Here is an 18,059-nt window from a genome sequence, read left to right as displayed (position 1 = left end):
CTAACAATTATCGTCGAACCAACAACTGGCTGGATCTATGGCTCCCAGAGTGACCCCTGGGACGAACCAGAGCCTCGATGATTCGGACATGCCAGACATCAGATATCGGATGTATTACCAAGAACCATAAGTCGCCAGAAATGCGGCGTGCAGGGACGATGAGTTCTGCGGCGGCGGATCGTCTACCTCACAGACAGCCGCGCCCGAACCCCGCGCCGGGCAGGCACCGCGAGAACAGCTGGAAGGAACCCCTCATGCTCTCCACCGACTACGTCCCGGGCGCGCCGAACTGGCTCGACCTCGCGAGCCGCGACATTCCGGCGTCCGCCGCGTTCTACAACGCGGTCTTCGGCTGGGACTTCCAGTCCGCCGGCCCCGACGCGGGCGGCTACGGAATGTTCGTCCTCGACGGGAAGACCGTCGCCGGTGTCGGACCGATCATGGTCGAGGGCGTGGAACCGCGCTGGACGCCGTACTTCATGACGCCCGACGCGGACGCCACCGCCAAGACCGTGGAGCAGGCGGGCGGCACCGTGCCGTTCCCGGCGATGGACGTCTTCACGATGGGCCGTATGGCCGTCTTCACCGACCCGGCCGGCGCCGGGTTCAACGTCTGGCAGCCCGCCGACAACAAGGGTCTGGACCTGGTGACCGCCGACAACGCGCTGTGTTGGGTCGAACTCCACACCACCGACGCGGCCGCCGCGAAGGCCTTCTACCACCAGGTCCTCGGCTGGGACTTCAACGACGCCCCGATGCCCGGCATGACCTACACGCTCATCCGCCCGGCGGGCACCGACGCCGAGGCGGAGCACGGCGGCCTCATGGAACTGCCCCCGGGCGGCACCGGGCCCGGCAGCACCCCGAACTGGCACCCGTACTTCGGGACGGCCGACTGCGACGCCACCTTCGCCACGGCCGTCGCGCACGGAGCCACCGCCATCATGCCGCCGGACGACGCGCCCGGGGTCGGCCGGCTGGCCATGCTCCTGGACCCGGCGGGCGCCCAGTTCGCCCTGCTCACCGGGGCGGCGCCGGACGCCGGCTGACCGCACGCACCGACGGCCGTCCCACGGCTCGAACGCTCACCGGCACCCGCTCCCACGGGGGGAGGGGGTTCCGGTGAGCGCGTTCACGGGCCACGCCGACCCCGTCGGCCGTAGGTCCCGTCAGCCGATCGGCAGGCCGGTGTAGTTCTCGGCGAAGTCGGTGGCGGCGGCCGTGGACCCGGTGATCCGGTCGAGCTGGGCGGTCTGCAGCCGGGTGGCGAACGGCGACTGCCCGGGCTCGTTGTGCAGCGTGGTCGTCAAGAAGTACGAGAAGTGCTCCGCGCGCCACACCCGGCGCAGACACGTCCGGGAGTAGGCGTCGAGCAGCTCCGCCGATCCGGTGTCCCGCAGCTCCGCCAGCGCCCGCGCCAGGACGATGACATCGGCGGCGGCCAGGTTCAGGCCCTTCGCACCCGCCGGGGGCACGATGTGCGCGGCGTCCCCGGCCAGCAGCACCCGCCCGTACCGCATCGGCTCGGTGACCGAACTGCGCATCGGCAGCACGGACTTGGCGGTGATCGGCCCCCGGTCCAGCTTCCAGTCGCCGTCGATCGCGAAACGGGCGTCGAGCTCGTCCCAGATCCGCCCGTCCGGCCAGTCGGCGGGATCCTCGCCGTTGGGCACCTGCAGATACAGCCGGCTCACCAAAGGCGAACGCATGCTGTGCAGCGCGAACCCGCGCGGGGAGTGCGCGTAGATCAGCTCGTCGCACGACGGCGCCACATCGGCCAGGATCCCCAGCCACGAGTACGGGTACACCCGCTCGAAGGTCTGCCGCACGCCTTCGGGGATCGCGTCGCGGGCGACGCCGTGGAAGCCGTCGCAGCCCACCACGTAGTCGCACTCCAGGGTCCGCTCGCGGCCCTCGTGCGTGAACCGTATGACGGGCGTGTCGGTGTCCGCGCCCTCGACGGCAGTGGCCCTCGCCTCGAACAACAGCGGCCCGCCACCGTCCAGTTGCAGGGCTATGAGGTCCTTGACCACCTCGGTCTGGGCGTAGACCATCACCCGGCGCCCGCCGGTGAGGGACGGAAAGTCGATACGGTGCGCCCGTCGGTCGAACCGCAGCTCGACACCGTCATGGACCAGCCCCTGCCGGTCCATCCGCTCCCCCGCCCCGCACGCGCGCAGCGCGTCCACGGTGGCCTGCTCCAGGATTCCCGCGCGCTGCCGCTGCTCGACGTAGGCACGGTCGCGGGACTCCAGGACGACGCTGTCGACGCCCGCCAGATGCAGCAGCCGCGCCAGCAGCAGTCCGGCGGGACCGCCGCCGATGATCCCGACCGTGGTGCGCATCAGCGCTCCAGGACCAGGGCGAGCCCTTGCCCCACCCCGATGCACAGCGCGGCGAGCCCGGTACCGCTGCCCGCGGCCTTCAGCTGGTGCGCGACGGCACCGGCGATACGGGCGCCGGACGCGCCGAGCGGGTGGCCGATGGCGATGGCGCCACCGCGCGGGTTGACGACCGCCGGATCGAGGCCGGGCCACTCCGCGAAACAGCCGAGGGCCTGCGCGGCGAACGCCTCGTTGAGTTCGAAGGTGCGCAGGTCGCCGAAGCCCCGGCCGGCCCGCGTCAGCGCGCGGTTGACGGCTTCCACCGGGCCGAGCCCGAAGTACTGCGGTTCGATGCCGGACACGGCGCTCGCCCGGATGCGGGCCAGCGGTTCACGGCCGGTGGCCGCCAGACCCTCCTCGTCGGTGATCAGCAGGGCGGCGGCGCCGTCGTTCAGCGGCGAGGCGTTGCCCGCAGTGACGGTGCCGCCCGCACGGAAGACCGTCTTGAGCTTGGCCAGCGACTCCACCGAGGTGTTGTCGCGGATCGTCTCGTCCCGTACGAGGGTGGTGCCCTCGACGGCGACGACCTCGTCGTCGTAAAGACCGTCCTTCCAGGCGCGCGCCGCCTTCTCATGGCTCGCGACGGCGAAGGCGTCCTGCTGCTCACGGGTGATGCCGTGCTTGTCGGCGATCAGTTCCGCGCCCTCGCCGAGCGGAATCGTCCACGCCGGTTCATGGCGCCGGTTGACCATGCGCCAGCCGATGGTCGTGGAGTACATCTCCTGATGGCCGGCCGGGAAGGCGCGGTCGGGCTTGGGCAGCACCCAGGGGGCGCGGCTCATCGACTCGACGCCGCCGGCGACGGCGATCGACACGTCCCCGAGGGCGACCGCCCGGTACGCCTGGACCACCGCCTCCAGCCCGGACGCGCACAGCCGGTTGACGGTCACGCCCGGCACCGAAACCGGCAGGCCCGCGAGCAGCACGGCCATCCGCGCGACATCGCGGTTCTCCTCGCCCGCGCCGTTGGCGTTGCCGAAGAAGACATCGCCGATCCTGGCCGGGTCCAGTTCCGGTGTGCGGTCCACCAGGGCCTTGAGGACGTGTGCGGCCAGGTCGTCGGGGCGGACGCCGGACAGCGCGCCACCGTACTTCCCGACGGGGGTGCGGACGGCGTCGACGATGTAGACGTCACGGGTGTTCGGCACGTTCGGCACGCTGGCCATATGGGTCACCGGTCCCTTCCTGCGGCCTTCGGGGCGCGGCGCGGAGAGTTCTTCGCCGGCGTCGGGTGCAGGATACCGAGCCGGGTGATCACGGTGACCGGGGGCCGGGGTGGCACCGGTCGCCCGCGGTGGCACTGATGCCACCGCGGGAGTGGCACCAGCGGGATCGGTCTTCGTCCCGGTACGCCGGAACAGCGGGAGTGCGACGGCAACACCCTCCAGGAGGAACGCTGTTCAGGTTCGGCATGTCACGGTGGAGGATCTCCGCGGAGTCCGGCGCGGTGGTGGCGGCCATGGTGGCCGCGGCGCTGCCCGCGGCGGCGGTGACGGTCACCGGCGGCGGTGACCACGGCCAGTATCTGAACGGCAACGCGTGCGTCGACGGCATCGTCACCGGCTACCTGCTCACCGGAGCCGCTCCGGCCCACGACACCAGCTGCGCGGCGAACCCGCTGCCGGTGCCGGACCCGGCGAGAACGGGCCCCTACGCACTCAGCTGAGTGGCCGCAGCACCTCGGCGACCTGCTGGATCCCGGTCCTGTGGGTTTTGACGCGGTCCACCAGATCGCCGAGGGCGACCGTGTCCGGCAGCGTCTTCCAGCCCGCCGCGGCGCAGTACGAACGGGTCATGGCCATGGCGTAGAACTCGTTCATCGGCGATTCGAGCGGCGGGCACACGGTCAGGGTGTGCAGCAGCGCGGCGGCCCGCCAGGCCGTGTCGTGGCCGGGGCTGTCGGGCGCCATGACGAGGTCGGACGCATGACGCGCTATGGCGGCCTCGATACCCGAAGGGTCCCAGACCGTGGGGTCGGACGGCAGGTGATGGGCCAGGACGTTCCAGGCCCAGGTCAGGTCGATCTTCACGACTTGGGGCCGAACCTCTCCTGGACGTACGCCCAGTTTTCCTCGTTGTTGAAGTCCGCCGCCGCGGCCAGGAACCGGTCACGGTTCTCGTCCAGCTCGCGCCTGGCGGCCTCGGTGATCAGAGCGGTGACCGTGGTGCCCTGCTCAGCGGCGCGGACCTTGAGTCGCTCGAGGAATTCCTCGTCAAGGCGGATCGTCACATGCTTCGACATTGCACCAGCGTACAGCGATAGTGCTGTACGCGGCGAGAGGATCGTCACGCGCGACGCGGCGAGGCCAGCAGGAAGCGCCCGCCCGCGCCGTCCGGATGCTCGGTGACCTGCCAGCCGGCGCGCTCCAGCGCGGCCGCGCAGGCGGCCGTTCCGACCGCGGCGGGCTCGGCGCCGCCGCCGGTCCACTCCACGCTCACGGCCTCGGGCTGTTGCGCGGGGCCGACCCGATATCCGCCCTCGCCTGCCACCGCCGGGGAGCAGCCGGCCGCCTCCAGCGCCAGGGCGGCGCCCGAGACGAGGTGGGCGCGTTCCCACGGGCAGGGCTGGTCGGTGATCCCTCGGTTGGTGACGCGGCGCAGCTCCAGGAGCCCTTCCCAGGCGACGGCGACCTCCCGGGCCCGGCGCGGATCGTCGGCCGTCGCCGGCTCGTCGCCGGTGCGCGCGGCGAAGGTCTCCACCTCGGGCGGCGGGTCGGCGGTGGGCTCGGGCGGGGGCGTGAGCAGTTCGGTGCGCAATGCGAGTCCGGCCGGGGTCAGATAGCAGCGGTGGGGCGCGCGTGGGTGCTTCACGGCGAGCCCTTGGCCGCAGAGCGCGTCGAGCAGCGCCTGCGAGCCGCGGAGCAGCCCGGTGTTCGGGTCGGCGGCGGTGATCAGGCGGCGCTGGGCCACGGTCGGCTGCTTGGTCATGTCCACCCCCGTCCGGTGTCGGTCGTGCGGCGGGGCGTGGTCTGCCGCCCCCTGTGGGACGACAGTACCGACCGGTCGGCCGGGAGCCTGTCCCGGCCGACTGTCCGAGGGGCGGAGCACACTGGAGTCATGTGCCGAAGCATCAAGACTCTCCGACCCCCGATGACCCCCGACGTCGATGACGACGACATCAGGGCGGCGGCGTTGCAGTACGTCCGTAAGGTCTCCGGATTCCGCGCCCCGGCCGCTCACAACCGCGAGGTCTTCGACCACGCGGTGGACGCGGTGGCCGAGGCCACCCGGCAGCTCCTCGCCGAGCTGACCGTGCGCGGCGCCCCGACGACGTAAACCCGCCCGCCGCCGCGGCCGCATTGCGGACAGCACCTGACCGCGATGACTCCTAACGTCAGACCCACAGGTTCCGACGAAGGGTCGTGCGATGAGCTACGTCACCAGCAATCCACCGGACGGTACGCCGACGTGGATCGATCTCGTCGTCCCCGACCGCGAGCGCGCGATGGAGTTCTACCGCGCGCTGTTCGGCTGGGAGTACGCCGTGGGGTCGGCGGAGAGCGGTCATTGCACGATGTGTCTGCTGCGCGGAAAGCCGGTCGCGGCGCTCGTGCAGGACCCGGAGCGGGAACCGGCCGGGGCGTCCCCGCGCTGGACCATGTACATCGCCACCGACGACTGCGACGCGACGGCCAAGCGCGTGACCGAGGCCGGCGGCACCCTGATCACGGCCCCTGGCGATGTCATGGACCAGGGCCGCATGGCTCTTGCCGAGGACCCGGTCGGCTCGCGGTTCGGTCTCTGGCAGGGCCGGGCGCACGTCGGCTGCGAGATCGTGAACGAGCCCGGGTCCCTGGTCCGCAACGACCTGGTCACCCCGGATCCCGGCCCGGCCCGTGCCTTCTACACAGCGGTGTTCGGCTACACGCTCGACTCCAACAAGGATCTCCCGGACGTCGACTTCACCTTCCTGCGCCGTCCGGACGGCTACGAGATCGGCGGCATCTTCGGCCTGCCGGACGCTCCGTCGTCCGCCTGGGCCACCACCTTCGAGGTCGACGGCACCGACGCCGCGGTGGAGCGGGCCACGGCGGCCGGCGGCACGGCCGGTGTCCCCGAGGACATGACCTACGGCAGGATCGCGACCGTCACCGATCCGTTCGGCACGGAGTTCTCCGTCATCACCAGAGCGTGAATCCGCCGTCCGCCCGCGGTACGGGCGGACGGACGGCGGACAGCGGAGCACCGGCGGGCAGGACGTCAGCCGATGGTGAGCCCGTGCCCGAAGGGGAAGAGCGGGTCGCCGGAGTCGTTGGGCATGTCCTCGTGGCCCGCTTCGACCTGGGCCATGGACCGGGGCAGTTCGAAGGGCAGCCGCCCCTCGGGCGCGGCCCTGCCGAAGAGCACGTCCAGCACCGCGGCGTCGGAGGCCCCGAAGGTGCCCACCAGGGCCGCCGCCTGCTCGGCAATGCCCGGGATCACCGCCGGCCGGTCGAGGAAGATGTCGACGACCGTGGGCACCGCTGAGACGACATCGAGGATCGGACGGAGTTCGTCCTCGGTGAAGTCCAGCCGGCCGGCGCGGAAGAAGGATTCGAAGCCTTCGGTGCGCCGGTCGAACGGGGTGGCGATCCGCAGCACCGCGACGTCCGCCTCCTGCGGCGTGGCGACCACGGTGCCGTAGCGCGCGGCGACCTCGGGGTCGACGCCCTCGGTGTACAGCCGCAGTCCGGCGGCGAGGGGCAGCAGCGGCGCGGCGGATGCGGCCGGGCGGTCGGTGAGGACGGTGACCGAGCGGCTCTGCGCCGCGGTGCCCGCGTCGCTGAACTCCTGGCTGCCGCAGATCCGGGCGGCCTCGTCGGGATCCACGAACGGATCGTCGAACAGGCCCAGGACGAACTTCTCCCGCAGCAGCCGGCCCACCGACTCGTCGATGCGCTCCTCACTGATCCTGCCGCCGCGCACCAGCTCGACCACGAGTTCGGGGCAGGCCTCGCCGCCGAGCTGGTCGGCGCCGGCGTCCAGGATGCGCTCGACGCGGGTCAGCCGGTCCAGGTGCTCCGCGCCCCAGGCCCGGGCGGGGAAGGGCGCGCCGAAGATCTCGGAGTCGGTGACCAGCCCCCAGTCGGTGCAGACGATGCCGTCGAAGCCGTAGGTGCCGCGCAACAGCCCGGTGATGACGCCCTTGTTGAAGCCGAAGCCGATCTCCTCGTACTCGGTGCCGACGGGCATCGCGTAGTACGGCATGATCTGCGAGGTCCCCGCCTCGAACGCGGCCTCGAAGGGGATCAGGTGGTGCTTGAAGTTGTCACCGGGGTAGACCTGCTCACGGCCGTAGGCGAAGTGCGCGTCCTCGCCGTTGAGCTGGGGCCCGGCGCCGGGGAAGTGCTTGGTCATCGCCGCGACGCTGGTGGTGCCGAGGGTCTCGCCCTGCAGCCCGCGGATGTAGGCGGCGACCATGCGGGCGGCCAGGCCCGCGTCGGATCCGAAGGTGCCGACGACGCGCGCCCAGCGCGGTTCGGTCGCCAGGTCGGCCATGGGGTGCAGGGCGAGCCGGATGCCGACGGCGAGGTACTCACGGCGGACGATGTCCCCGTGCTGCCGCACGAGTTCCTCGTCACCGATGGCGGCCAGGCCCGGCGGCTCCGGCCACAGCGAGAAGCCTTCGGTGTGCACGCTGGCGGCCGGGTTGTCCATGAACCCGTTGCGCGGGTCGGTGGAGATCGTCACCGGGATACCGAGCCGGGTGGTCGCGGCGAGCGCCTGCAGGCGGTTGTTCCACTCGGCCATCCGGCGCGGGGCGGCGGCGCCGAACAGGTTGAAGTGGTTCATCAGCTTGCCGGTCACCATGCGGGAGGTGGAGGCGCGCATCGGGTCGTCGTCTGCGGCGCCGGTCTCGGGCTCGACGAGGGTGCCGTCGGCGTTGATCCCGACCATCGTCTGGAAGAGCAGACCCGCCTTCTCCTCCAGCGTCATGCGCCCGACGAGGTCGGCCGCCCGTTCGCCGGCCGGCAGCCGGGGGTCCTCGTACGGTTCCATGACGCCGTTGCCGTTCAGGTCCCGGAAGGGTGTGCCGTCGGGTGCCTGGAGCAGGGGTGCGCGGGTCGGTGGGCGGGTCGTCGGATGCTGGGACACAGGGGTTGGTTCCGTTCTGTCGGCTCTGTGGGCTCACCGCCGCGCACGGGCGCCGCCACCGTGAAAAAGGTCGGCCGGGTCGGCGGTGGTGCGCAGTGGTTTCGGCCCGCGCTGGGCGGTGGTGCGGTGCGAGGGCCACCGGCACCGGCACTTCCCCTCCGGAGTGCCGGGGCCGGTGTCCTCGTCCGGCCGCTGAGGTCAAGTCAGCGGCCGGTCCTGACGAAGCGTTCGAGCCGCCCGGCCTCGCGGCCCTCGAACGTCCGGTCAGGAGTGATGGGGGTGACGGTGACGTTCCCCTGCTGCAGCAGCCGGTAGTCGGCGTCGCGCTTGGTCGCGGGACGGCACTTGGGGTTGTCGGCGGCGCAGAGGGCGTCGCCCACGGTGAACGTGTCGCCGTTCGCGGCGGTCTGTGCGTAGCTGGGCTGGATCAGTTTCTGGCTGCCCACCGACGACCGGACGGTGCTCCGGGGCTGCTGCCCTTCGGCGAGGTACGGGTAGTTGACGTTGACGACGAAGTCGGTGGTCAGCAGCCCGCGATGGCGGAGGGAGCCGATGAAGGCGGCACCGAAGTCGGCCGTCTGCCGGTAGGTGCGGTCGGCGACCTCCAGGGAGGTGGTGACCGTCGGGTCGTAGGAGCTGTTGAGGGCGACGGCGGGCGTGCCCTCCTCGATCGCGGCGAGAGCCGCGCTGACCGTGCCGGAATCGTTCACCACCGAGGCGACGTTGGGCCCGGAGTTGCTGCCCGTGACCACGAGGTCGGGGGCTGTCGTCCAGCCCGCCTTGGCGGCGAGGCCGCCGTTCAGCGCGAGCCGGACGGTGTCGACCGGGGTGGCGCTGACGCTCGCGGCGTCGCAGGCGGTGGCGCCCTTGCACACTCCGAAGACGGCGCCGGCGGCGGGCGCACCAGCGCAGTCCTGGCCGTAGCCGGCGGGCAGGACCGTACGCCGCTGCACGGTGAGCGAGCCGCTGCCGGCCGCGCCCGTACCGGCGCCGCTCTGGTTGGCCCAGGGCGCCATGACGACGACGTCGGCTCCGGCGGAGCACAGCGCGCGCCGCACCTCGTAAAGGCCCTTGCCGTCGGAGGCGTTGGGGCGGGCCATCTGCATGGAGTCGTCGTTGCTCATCAGGATCCGCATCCCGGCGAGCGGCTCGCTGTCATGGTGGTTGCCGGTTCCGGCGTTCGCGCTGCCGCTCAGCGGCAGGACGAGCGTTCCGGCGGCGAGCAGCGTCGTGACGGTGCCGCGGTGGTCACGGATTCTCATCGCACACCCCGCACGCGCAGCACGAGGACGGCTCCCGCGAGGGAGACGGCGGCGGCCACCGGGAACAGCGCCTCGTACCCGGCGGCGCTGACGATCCAGCCGGCGACGGTCGGGGCGAGGATCTGCGGGCCCGCGTTGGCGATGTTGATCAGACCCATGTCCTTGCCCGCGTCCGCGGTGGCCGGCAGGACCTTGGTGATCAGGGCCATGTCGACGGCCATGTAGACGCCGAAGGCGACTCCGCCCGCGACGTTGTAGGCGACCATGCCGCCCTCGGTCGGCGAGATCATCGGAAGGGTCAGCGCCAGCGCAGCCCCGATGCCGGAGGCCAGGACGAACGGCTTCATCCTGCCGACACGGTCGACGAGCGGGCCGATCAGGATCACGGCGGCGATCGTGCAGACCGCGTTGACGATCATCAGGAACCCGACGGTCGGGAGCAGGTCCTGCGGTGGGATCTTGATGTAGTCGGCCAGCAGATACATGTTGTAGGTCAGGACGACGAAGTAGCCGAGCATGACCCCCAGCCGGGACAGGAAGGCCCAGATGAAGTCGGGGTGTTCCTTCGGGTTGACCCAGAAGTTGGACAGGAACGCCCGCGGGTCGAACTTCTGCCGCGGCAGGTCCCGGGCGGACGTGTCGGGCGACACGACGGTGAAGATCAGCGCGGCCACGACGACACAGGCCGCGATCAGGTAGTAGCCCTTCTCCCCCGCGAACCGGCCGCCGAAGCCGCCGATGACACCGTCGAGTCCGAACTTGCTGCCCGGCACACCACCGATGACCAGCGCCGCGACGATGGTGCCGAGCGGCACACCGAGTCCGACGAGGGCGGAGAACGTGCCGTACTTGGACTGCGGGACCCGGTCCGGCATACAGGCGGTGAGCGCCGCCTGGTAGCCGTTCATGATGAACTGCACGACGCCCCAACTCAGTCCGAGCATGGCGATCGAGTTCGCGTGCGCCTGGCCGATCAGTGCCAGCGCGCCCATCCCGGCGCAGAGCAGGATCCACGGGGCGCGGCGGCCGAAGCGCGATCGGGTGCGGTCCGAGAGCTGGCCGAATATCGGGTTGCCGACGGTCGCCAGGATGGCGCCCGTGGTGCTCGCCGTGGACAGCGCCCCCGTGTCGTTCGTGCCGGTGATCTGCGCGACCTGGATCGGCAGCAGAAAGCTGCCCACGCCCAGCCACAGCAGGTACAGGGCGATGTTCGCGAGCGGGAGCGTGACGTACAGCGGGCCCAGGCGGTAGCGGTTGACGGGGCGCATGACCTCGTCCGGACCTCCGGGCGCGAGGACCGAAGACCCTTCTTCGGGAAGCAGTGTGCTCATCGGTGGACCCTTCAACGGAAGAGACGGCGGAACGGGGGCAGAGCGAGGGGAACGCGCGCCAGTAGTCGAACCGACCGGCTCCGGAGGCCGCGGCGGGGCGTTGTCGGTGAGCGTAGATGACACGTGTCAGCAATGTAAGAGGTCGGTTCGCGAAGCAATGGATCCGTGATGCACGACTGTGTGTTCAAGAAGTGAACACATCATTGCGACAGCGCCCGTTCCCGGCCCTGCTGTCCCCGGTCCTGTCCGGGTCCCTTCCAGGGTTCGGGCTACCCGATCGGAGCCGCATCCACCGGCGGCGCGGCGGCCAGCCGCCGCAGGGTCCGGCCGCAGTGTCGGGCGTAGAGGCGCTGGCAGAGCGGTACGAGCGGCCCGGCCAGGCGGGTGTACCAGCGGCCCGGGCGGCTGAACGCGGTGACGGTGAACCGTACGGAGTCGTCGGGCAGGAGCTCCACGACAAAGGACTCCTCACCGCACTCCGGATGCCCGGTCAGCGTTCCGTAGGCGAAGCCGATCCGCTGGGCCTCGTCAGCGGTCCACACCACGCGGCAGGGGGCGGCGATCCGGAACGGCCCGACGCCGATCGCGCATTCCACCGCGATCCCGGGCTCCGCGCGCGGCGCTCCGGCCCGGATCCGGACACCGGCCGCGCGGTGCATCTGCCAGGTGGTGACGGCGGCGCCCGCCCTCTCGAAGACCTCCCGGCCCCGTCCGATCACGACTTCGTGGTGCAGGTGGTGGTATCCGTCGGGCAGTTCCCCGTGCCGGGTGGCGCCGAACTCGGGATAGCTCGGGACCGGATCCCGGCGGGGACCGGCGTTCGCGACGGGCTTCCGCCCGGGGTTCGGCGTCATGCGGGGGTACCCGCCGTCAGGACGCCCTTCTCGGCACCGTCGCGGACCGGTTCCGGCCCTTCGTCCGGCTCCGGTCGTCCGCCAGGTTCCAGTCGTCCACCGGGTTCCAGCCGTCCATCGGGTTCCAGCCGTACGTCCGGCTGAGCGGCCGTCCGCTCGACCGGCCGTTCAACTCGCTGTTCATCCCGCCGTTCGTATGGCTGTTCATCCGACGGCCGCAGTCGGCGCCAGGCGAGCACCGAGCACAGCGCGAAGCCGAGGGCGTTGCCGAGACCGTGGGTCGCCGCCATCCAGGCCGGCGTGGGGTGCGGAATGCCGGTGGCCTCCCCCAGGGCCCAGCTCAGGGCGAGCAGCATCGTCGCCAGGAGGACGGCCGCCGATGTGCCGAGCAGACCGCGGGTGAGCCGGTCGGGGGCGCCGGTGCGGATCTCGCGCCAGGTGAGCAGGCCCACCAGCCACATTCCGGCGGTGAGGACGACGGCTCCGGCGAGCTCGGCCCAGTCGTCGATGAAGTAGCCGGCCAGGACGAGCAGCGTTCCCACCGGCACGCTCAACGCGGCGAGCCGGCCCGCGACCCGGCCTGGGGTGGCGCGGCAGACCAGCCCGGCCATGAGCGCGGCGGTGAAGCCGGCGAAGTGGAAGTGCGGCACCGTGAGCTCGAGGATCTTCAGATCGAAGCCGAGGAGCCGGTGGCCCGACCGCTCGGCGACCAGCGCCAGTCCCGCCACCGACGGGGTGACGAGCGCGGTCAGGACCGCGATCTCGCGGGGCGCGAGCGGCCGGGTGCGGGCCAGCCGCAACGGAGCGGTGGCGGCGAGGACCACGGTGGCGGCGGCGTAGACGGCGGCGAGCCCGGTCGCCGGACCGCCGCGCGGCAGCCACAGCGCCACGCTCCCCGGCACGGCGCCGACCAGCCAGAACACACGGACCGCGGCGATACCCGGCCCGTGGATCAGCGTGAGTCCGCACGGGACCACGACGAGCATGCCCAGCATGACGATCAGGTTCACCAGAGCCGTCACGGCGCCCCACCCCTACGTTGAACGCGTTCAATTCTCCCGTACGACGCCGACTGTACGCCGAGAACTGAACGCGTTCAACATGAAATGGACGACGCAGCCGAACACCGCTCCGACGGCGTACCAGAACAGGTCGGGCGCGTTGAAGGTGGACCCGAGGACCAGGCGCGCGAGTGTGCTGCGCGCGGACAGTTCGCCGGGTACCGGGCTGAGCTGAGCGAACTCGACGGCCCAGCTGACGCCGAGGGCGACCGCGACCGCCACCAGGGGCTTCACCCGAGGCGCGGCGAGGACGACCAGCGCGTGGAGCAGCACGGTGTACAGCGCGTCCCCGGCGTACTTGCCGACCGCTTCCGTCGCACCTGTGGCGCCCGCCCTGACGCCCAGCGCCACCGCGACCGTCAGCACGGCGGCGCCGACGGCGAACAGCCGTGTCGACAATGGTCCGCCGCGCCTCAAGGAGTCGTTCATGCCGGAGACCCTATGCGGCGCGGAGGCGACGGGCGCCGGACGGCCGCCCCGCAGGCCGGCGCCCGGCCGGGGCGGCGCCGGACCGGATCCCCCAGGGTCGCCCCGAGTCGGAGTTGGCCAGTTGGGCGGCGATGAGTGACTTCGGGTGGTCCCGGCCGCGTTCGATGCTCTTCTTGACGGCAGTGGCGTCGAGCGGGGTGCCGTCGCTGAACGTCGTCCCCTTGCGCAGCGTGAAGGTGACCGAGGTGCCGTCGGCGTTGTACTCCCAGGACTCGGCGAGGGCGGGAACCGGGTCGCCCTTCTCGTTCTCCTTGGTGAGGCCCGCGTAGACGAGCGACAGGACGTGCACGTCCCAGCCCGCCGAGGACATCACCGGGTCCCATGAAGTGGGCAGCGCCCAGCCTCACTTGAGGGTTCCTCCGGTGCCGCCGGCGGTGGCCGGGGGGCGTCCGAGCCGCAGGCGGCCAGGGTGAGGACGGCGCCGGCGCCGAGGGCGAGCCCGAGGAACGAGCGTCTGCCGAGGCCCGCGGGGAGCGTGGCGGGTAGGTCGGCGTCCGCGGTGGTGGAGGGGGTGCGGAAGAACTGCATGGGCGTGCGCCACCCTTTTCGGCCGTGCGGAACATGCGCGGGCGGGGGCATGGGGGCAGCGCCGTACGGCGCCTCGTCGGGTACCGAGGGCGCGGAAGGATTCGGAGTGAGGGTGTGCGGAACGTGCGGGCGTGCGGTGTCGGCGGGGGAACGGCGCGCGGGTGCACGTGCAGCGGTACGGCGACGAGGAGGGGCCTGGAGCAGGCGGCAGCGGCACCGCCGTCAACAGGGGGAACGGGGACGCCACAGGACTCGCACGGACGGCCGTCCGGCGACCGGTAGGCGGCCGGCCCGCGGTCGGCTCCGAGCGCATCTGGATGGGCCAGACGCACGTCGCGCCGGCCACCGCGTCCTCCGACCACCATCACGGCGCGTCCGAGACCGCGATCCATGTCGTCAGCGGCCACCCCGAGTTCGTCTTCCTCGACGAGTCGAACGGTGTCAGGGAAGAGGTCAGGCTGCGCACCTCGCCCGGCGACTACATCTTCGTGCCGCCCTTCGTCCCGCACCGCGAGGAGAACCCGAGCGACGACGAGGAGGCCGTCGTCGTGATCGCGCGCAGCACCCAGGAGGCGGTCGTCGTCAACCTCCCGGGGCTGTACGTCCTGGGCGACCCCGGCACCGAAGCGCCTTGAGCCGCGGCGCACCCGGCCGCCGGATCAGACCGGGAGCATCTGCTGGGGCAGGAACTTCGCCTCGGTGAGGTACTTGCGGGCACCGAGGATCGCCGAGGACATCGGATCGGCCGCCGGGATGACGGGCATGCCGACCACTTCGGCGAGCAGTTCGCGCAGGCCGCCCATGAGCGAGCCGCCGCCGGTCAGCACCAGCCCCTGCCGGGCGATGTCGTCGGCGACGCTGGCCGGGCTCTGTTCGAGTACCGCGCCGACCGTCTCGGCGATCATCCGTACGTAGGGCGCGACGACCTCGGTCAGCTCGGCCATGGTCACCTGCACCGTACGGGGCCGGCCGGTGTCGCCGTCGAGGCCGGTCACCGACAGCGCGGCCGGGCCCCGTGCGCCGGGCGTACCGCTCAGGCCGGTCTTGATGTCCTGCGCCCGGCGGACGCCCAGTGCCAGCCCGTGCCGGCTCTCCAGGTGGGCGGCGATCACCTCGTCGAAGGTGTCCCCGGCCGCGGCGGTGGACGAGGACGCGACCATGCTGCCGAAGGCGAACCCGGCCACGTCGGTGGTGCCCGCTCCGACATCGACGACCATGCACCCGTCGCCGTCCCACACCGGCAGCCCGGCGCCGAGCGCGGCGGCCATCGGCTTGGGCAGCATCCGCACCTGGCGGGCGCCGGCCGCGTGCAGCGCGTCCTGCAGGGCCCGGCGCTCCACCGAAGTGGCCAGGACCGGGACGGTGACCATCACCCGGGGCGGCGCCCACGCCGTCCACTGCCGTCTGCGTCCCAGCACGTGCCACAGCAGCCGTGACGCCGCCTCGAACTCGGTGATCGCCCCGTGGCGCAGCGGGGAGGTGGCGACGATGCCGGGCGGGGTGCGGCCGAGCATCTTCCGGGCGTCCTCGCCGATCGCCAGCACCTTGTTGGTCCCGGTACGCACGGCCACCACCGAGGCGCCCTCGCTCACCGGGCCGTTCCGGCTGTGCACCCGGGTGGTCGCCGTTCCCAGGTCCACCACGAGGTCGAGGGCGCTGGACGCCCCGTGCGGGACGGGCGAGTCGGTCTGCTGCCGGCTGGTGAAGACGTTCAGCAGCTGAGGGAGCGTCATGGTGACTCCTCGGAGGGATACCTGGGCCGGGCCTGACCTGTCGTCATGAAGGCATGCCCGCCTTCACGCGCGCGGTGGTGCCCGCTGCGCGTTGTCCCTCGAAAGAGTGAATTCCCTCGCCCCGGCGGCCGACGGGTGTGCCGGGGCGGCCCGGCGCCGGGTACCGGCGGTCCCGCCGGCGTCAGATGCTGACGCCGTGTGCCCGCAGGTAGGTGAGGGGGTTGATGTCCGAGCCGTACTCGGGCCCGGTGCGGATCTCGAAGTGCAGATGCGGTCCGGTGGCGTTGCCGGTGGAGCCGGAACGCCCGATCTGCTGACCGCGGTTGACGGGCTGCCCGGACCGTACGGACAGTTGCGACAGATGCCCGTACTGGCTGTACCTGCCGTCGGTGTGGCGGATGACGACCTGGTAGCCGTACGCGCCGCCCCAGCCCGCGGAGACGACCGTCCCGTTGCCGACGGCCTTCACCGAGGTGCCCGTGGAGACCGGGAAGTCGACGCCGGTGTGGTACCCGCTCGACCAGCTGGCGCCGGACGCGTGGTACGGGGTGCTCGGGCTGACCCCGCTGACCGGTGCCATGAAGGTCGATCCGGACTGCGCCGGCTTCTGGGCCGGTTTCTGCGCCGCCTTGTGGGTCGCCGCCGGCTTGGCGGGGGCCTTGGCGGGCGCCGCCTTCTCGTGCTGCTGCGGCTTCACGGCGGGCGCCTGGGTCCTGGCCACGGGACGCTCGGTACCGGTGAGGCTGAGATGCTGGCCGGGGAAGATCAGGTCGGGATCGCCGCCGACGATCTGCCGGTTGGCCGAGTACAGCTGGGGCCAACCGCCCTTGGTGTGATGGTCCGCCGCGATACCGGACAGCGTGTCGCCGCTGACGACGACATACGCGTCGGCCGTGGTCCTGCCGGGTGTCGAGGGCGAGGAGGGCTTGGCGGCCGGTGCCGACTTGGCGGGCGCGGCCTTCGTGGAGACCTTCACCGGTGTCTTCACGGGAGTGGTCTTCTTCGGGTGCGCCGGGGCCTGTTGCGGAGCCGCGCTGTCGCGGGTGAGCCCGGCCCGGGGGCCGCACACCGGCCATGCTCCCGGTCCCTGGCCGCGCAGTACCTTCTCCGCGACGGCGATCTGCTCGGACTTCGACGCGAGGTCGGCGCGGGAGGCGTACGCGGTGCCGCCGTAGGCCTTCCAGGTGCTCGACGCGAACTGCAGCCCGCCGTAGTACCCGTTACCGGTGTTGATGTTCCAGTCCCCGGTGCTCTCGCACTGAGCGACCTTGTCCCAGGTGTTGAGCGGCGCTGCCGCCGCGCCGCTGACGCTGATCAGCGGCAGGGCGAGACCCGCTCCGCCGGCGGTGACGGTCAGGGAGGCCTGCGAGACCCGGCTGGGCCGGTAGCGGCGGTGACGACCACGTAAGGGCATAGACCTCGTCCTCTTCCACGACCGGGGGCCGGACTGGCGCCCCACAGGGTAGACGCAACGATTTGGCCACCACAAGGGGCGCACGTGGAGCGGCTGTTGGGGCGGGCCGCACCGGATGGCTTCCGGTGCGGCCCGCCCCGCCGGCGATCAGTTGGCGATGTTGTAGCTGTCGCCGTAGACCTTCCAGCTCAGCGGCGGGTTGAGGTCGAAGTTGCCCTTCTGGAGGAAGACGCGCTGCTCGGTGTCGACACGGCTGGTGTCGCTGTGCGCCTCCTCGGTCTTCATCGCGGCCTTGCGGGCGTCGAGGAAGGCATTGAGGTACGTTGTCTCGTTTCCGCCCTGGGCGGGGGTCTTGGCCTTCTTCATGGCGGTCTTGCGGATTCCGCCGAAGCTGGTGCTGTCGGTGCCCGGTCCGTGCATCACGATCGCGTCGTAGTAGGCGAACTGGCCGAGCGCGCGCAGGCCGTCGGACTTGGCCTGGTTGACAGCCGGGTTGAAGTAGACCCGGTCGCGCTCGTCGTTCTGCGCGGTCTGGAACGCGGCGTCCTTGGCGGCGGTCTTCCAGGCGCTCTCGAACGCGGAGCCGAGGCCCGAGTGCGATTCGGTGCCGTTGACCTTGCGCAGCGCGGGGAGGTACTTGGCAAGGGCGTTGCCGGGCTTGCGGTCCGTGTACAGCTGGACGAGGTCCAGCATGTCACCGGTGCCCGAACAGAAGCCGATGATGCCGGCGGTGTAGCCGCGGCCGTCACCGATGTCCTCGATGTACTTGTACTGCGACTTCCAGTCCAGCGAGGAGTTCTCTGCGCTGGAGACCAGCTGCATCGCGATGTCCTTCTTGTGGGCGTCGTCGAGACCGACGCCCGCCGCAGCCTTGACACCGGCGCTGTGCGCGGCCACCGGCGTCGCGGCGTTGCCGTTGGCCGCGATC

General features: G+C 71.6%; 19 protein-coding genes and 1 pseudogene. 5 read left to right on the top strand and 15 right to left on the bottom strand.

The window, feature by feature from the left end; translation table 11 throughout:
- Positions 1-254: 254 nt before the first annotated feature.
- Positions 255-1,049 carry a VOC family protein gene (locus tag C8250_RS37510; RefSeq protein WP_138355237.1) on the top strand — a complete coding sequence of 265 codons (795 nt, stop codon included), beginning with the start codon at positions 255-257 and terminating at the stop codon, positions 1,047-1,049.
- Positions 1,050-1,169: 120 nt separating this feature from the next.
- On the opposite strand, the gene C8250_RS37505 is transcribed toward C8250_RS37510, so the two are convergent.
- A complete protein-coding gene (locus tag C8250_RS37505; protein WP_138355236.1) occupies positions 1,170-2,345 on the bottom strand; it encodes a 4-hydroxybenzoate 3-monooxygenase in 1,176 nt (391 codons plus the stop codon).
- Complete coding sequence (locus tag C8250_RS37500) at positions 2,345-3,550, bottom strand: thiolase family protein (protein WP_138355280.1); 1,206 nt, start codon at positions 3,548-3,550, stop codon at positions 2,345-2,347. The genes C8250_RS37505 and C8250_RS37500 overlap by 1 nt, the downstream gene beginning before the upstream one ends.
- 245 nt (positions 3,551-3,795) lie before the next feature.
- Between C8250_RS37500 and C8250_RS44565 the strand changes: the two genes are divergently transcribed.
- Positions 3,796-4,050: an alpha/beta hydrolase gene (locus C8250_RS44565; protein WP_346268784.1), complete on the top strand. Its 255-nt coding sequence runs from the start codon at positions 3,796-3,798 to the stop codon at positions 4,048-4,050.
- On the opposite strand, the gene C8250_RS37490 is transcribed toward C8250_RS44565, so the two are convergent.
- From C8250_RS37490 to C8250_RS37480, 3 genes are read right to left on the bottom strand one after another with little or no spacing between them, the layout of a single operon-like run.
- Entirely contained in the window at positions 4,043-4,414 is a 372-nt protein-coding gene (locus C8250_RS37490) for a hypothetical protein (protein ID WP_138355235.1), read from the bottom strand. The genes C8250_RS44565 and C8250_RS37490 overlap by 8 nt on opposite strands.
- Complete coding sequence (locus C8250_RS37485) at positions 4,411-4,626, bottom strand: ribbon-helix-helix protein, CopG family (RefSeq protein WP_138355234.1); 216 nt, start codon at positions 4,624-4,626, stop codon at positions 4,411-4,413. Before C8250_RS37485 ends, C8250_RS37490 begins: the two co-directional genes overlap by 4 nt.
- A 44-nt stretch (positions 4,627-4,670) precedes the next feature.
- Entirely contained in the window at positions 4,671-5,312 is a 642-nt protein-coding gene (locus tag C8250_RS37480; RefSeq protein WP_138355233.1) for a hypothetical protein, read from the bottom strand.
- Between the two features lie 129 nt (positions 5,313-5,441).
- Here C8250_RS37480 and C8250_RS37475 point away from each other — a divergent pair, with 129 nt between their 5' ends.
- Both C8250_RS37475 and C8250_RS37470 read left to right on the top strand, forming a co-directional pair.
- Positions 5,442-5,660 (top strand): DUF2277 domain-containing protein, encoded by a 219-nt coding sequence (locus C8250_RS37475; protein ID WP_138355232.1) that lies wholly within the window; start codon positions 5,442-5,444, stop codon positions 5,658-5,660.
- A gap of 91 nt (positions 5,661-5,751) precedes the next feature.
- Complete coding sequence (locus tag C8250_RS37470; protein ID WP_138355231.1) at positions 5,752-6,519, top strand: VOC family protein; 768 nt, start codon at positions 5,752-5,754, stop codon at positions 6,517-6,519.
- 65 nt (positions 6,520-6,584) lie between these two features.
- Here C8250_RS37470 and C8250_RS37465 read toward each other — a convergent pair whose 3' ends face one another.
- The 7 genes and pseudogenes from C8250_RS37465 to C8250_RS44055 form a co-directional block, all read right to left on the bottom strand.
- Complete coding sequence (locus C8250_RS37465) at positions 6,585-8,459, bottom strand: glycoside hydrolase family 3 N-terminal domain-containing protein (RefSeq protein ID WP_346268783.1); 1,875 nt, start codon at positions 8,457-8,459, stop codon at positions 6,585-6,587.
- A 203-nt stretch (positions 8,460-8,662) separates the two neighbouring features.
- Positions 8,663-9,721, bottom strand: a complete 1,059-nt coding sequence (locus C8250_RS37460; protein WP_138355230.1) for a 5'/3'-nucleotidase SurE — start codon at positions 9,719-9,721, stop codon at positions 8,663-8,665.
- The gene (locus C8250_RS37455; RefSeq protein ID WP_138355229.1) at positions 9,718-11,052 is read right to left on the bottom strand and encodes an MFS transporter; all 1,335 of its coding nucleotides are present in this window, start codon (positions 11,050-11,052) and stop codon (positions 9,718-9,720) included. Before C8250_RS37455 ends, C8250_RS37460 begins: the two co-directional genes overlap by 4 nt.
- Positions 11,053-11,321: 269 nt before the next feature.
- Positions 11,322-11,906: a DUF1990 domain-containing protein gene (locus C8250_RS37450; protein ID WP_138355228.1), complete on the bottom strand. Its 585-nt coding sequence runs from the start codon at positions 11,904-11,906 to the stop codon at positions 11,322-11,324.
- 215 nt (positions 11,907-12,121) lie between these two features.
- Positions 12,122-12,928, bottom strand: a pseudogene (locus C8250_RS37445) (YndJ family protein); the annotation flags it as partial.
- A 27-nt stretch (positions 12,929-12,955) separates the two neighbouring features.
- The gene (locus tag C8250_RS37440; RefSeq protein ID WP_138355226.1) at positions 12,956-13,396 is read right to left on the bottom strand and encodes a DUF2809 domain-containing protein; all 441 of its coding nucleotides are present in this window, start codon (positions 13,394-13,396) and stop codon (positions 12,956-12,958) included.
- 10 nt (positions 13,397-13,406) lie between these two features.
- A complete protein-coding gene (locus C8250_RS44055; RefSeq protein ID WP_232485097.1) occupies positions 13,407-13,766 on the bottom strand; it encodes an ABC transporter substrate-binding protein in 360 nt (119 codons plus the stop codon).
- Between the two features lie 379 nt (positions 13,767-14,145).
- Here C8250_RS44055 and C8250_RS37430 point away from each other — a divergent pair, with 379 nt between their 5' ends.
- Entirely contained in the window at positions 14,146-14,619 is a 474-nt protein-coding gene (locus C8250_RS37430) for a cupin domain-containing protein (RefSeq protein WP_187145142.1), read from the top strand.
- 24 nt (positions 14,620-14,643) lie between these two features.
- On the opposite strand, the gene C8250_RS37425 is transcribed toward C8250_RS37430, so the two are convergent.
- From C8250_RS37425 to C8250_RS37415, 3 genes are all read right to left on the bottom strand, one after another.
- Positions 14,644-15,717: a rod shape-determining protein gene (locus C8250_RS37425; protein WP_138355225.1), complete on the bottom strand. Its 1,074-nt coding sequence runs from the start codon at positions 15,715-15,717 to the stop codon at positions 14,644-14,646.
- 181 nt (positions 15,718-15,898) lie between these two features.
- A complete protein-coding gene (locus C8250_RS37420) occupies positions 15,899-17,131 on the bottom strand; it encodes a transglycosylase family protein (RefSeq protein WP_138355224.1) in 1,233 nt (410 codons plus the stop codon).
- Between the two features lie 147 nt (positions 17,132-17,278).
- Positions 17,279-18,058, bottom strand: a complete 780-nt coding sequence (locus C8250_RS37415) for a chitosanase (RefSeq protein ID WP_244809906.1) — start codon at positions 18,056-18,058, stop codon at positions 17,279-17,281.
- Position 18,059: the final 1 nt, after the last annotated feature.

The organism is Streptomyces sp. So13.3 (genome assembly GCF_005860785.2).
Classification (GTDB): Bacteria; Actinomycetota; Actinomycetes; order Streptomycetales; family Streptomycetaceae; genus Actinacidiphila; species Actinacidiphila fildesensis.
Note: the sequence above shows the minus strand (reverse complement) of the source record. Positions and strands in the feature narration are given on the sequence as shown.